Here is a 1163-nt window from a genome sequence, read left to right as displayed (position 1 = left end):
TTTATGGTTTAATTTTTCACATTCCTCGTTAAAGTAATGACATTTTACTTATTTAATTTTGAAATTAATGCAGGGAGCTAAACGGTGTTCGGTAGTCGTTTTAAAGATATCAATTTCAAAGGGGATATATTTGGCGGGGTGACCACGGCCATTATTTCTCTCCCTTTGGCGTTGGCGTTCGGGGTTGCTTCGGGGGCGGGTGCAGAAGCTGGCCTTTGGGGCGCCATAATGGTGGGCTTGTTTGCCTCCTTATTTGGTGGCTCAAATACACTTATCTCAGAACCCACGGGGCCGATGACGGTGATCATGACAGCCGTATTGACCAGTATGATGGCGAAGTACCCTGAAACAGGTATGGCGATGACGTTTACTGTTGTCATGATGGCGGGTGCATTTCAGATCTTGCTTGGAACGCTGAAGATGGGTAAATACGTTACCTTAATGCCTTACAGCGTGATCTCCGGCTTTATGTCGGGTATTGGTGTCATACTTATCATTCTTCAATTGTCGCCACTACTAGGGCATGCTGCGCCTACGGGAGGAGTGCTAGGGACATTGTCAGCGCTGCCTGAAACCATTTCTAATCTAAAATTTAACGAGCTTTTCCTTGGCTTACTGACATTAGGCATTCTGTTCTTTTTCCCAAAGAAGTATCGCAAATATGTACCCGCCCAATTGGTGGCACTGGTCACAGTGACCTTATTGTCGGTGATGTTGTTTGATACGGAAGATATCCGCCGTATCGGGGAAATTCCGGCTGGCCTGCCATCTTTGGTCGCGCCACATATCGACCCCGATATGTTCGTTGAAATGGTCATCGATGCATTGGTGTTAGGTACGCTCGGTTGTATTGATACCTTGTTAACTGCGGTTATCGGTGACTCACTTACCCGTAAAGAGCACGATTCCGACAAAGAGCTTCGTGGTCAGGGCTTAGCGAATATGATTTCAGGTTTATTCGGTGCACTTCCAGGAGCGGGTGCGACGATGGGCACGGTGACAAACATCCAAGTTGGCGCTCGCTCTCCATTATCTGGTGTGGTGCGAGCCTTAGTACTGGCTCTGGTTGTTTTGGTGGCTGGTGGATTAACCGAACCTATCCCAATGGCTGTGCTAGCAGGCATCGCGGTGTACGTTGGCTTTAACATCTTAGACTGGAGCTT

1 protein-coding gene is annotated in these 1163 nt (G+C 47.8%); it reads left to right on the top strand.

Going from position 1 to position 1163, the window contains the following annotated elements; all coding sequences use genetic code 11:
- Positions 1–84 precede the first annotated feature (84 nt).
- The coding region (locus tag R7E42_RS24945; RefSeq protein WP_318073226.1) for a SulP family inorganic anion transporter at positions 85–1163 on the top strand (1079 nt) is incomplete at its 3' end.

The organism is Vibrio sp. Vb1337, from assembly GCF_033338715.1.
In the GTDB taxonomy this organism is placed as follows: Bacteria; Pseudomonadota; Gammaproteobacteria; order Enterobacterales; family Vibrionaceae; genus Vibrio; species Vibrio alginolyticus.
Note: the sequence above shows the minus strand (reverse complement) of the source record. Positions and strands in the feature narration are given on the sequence as shown.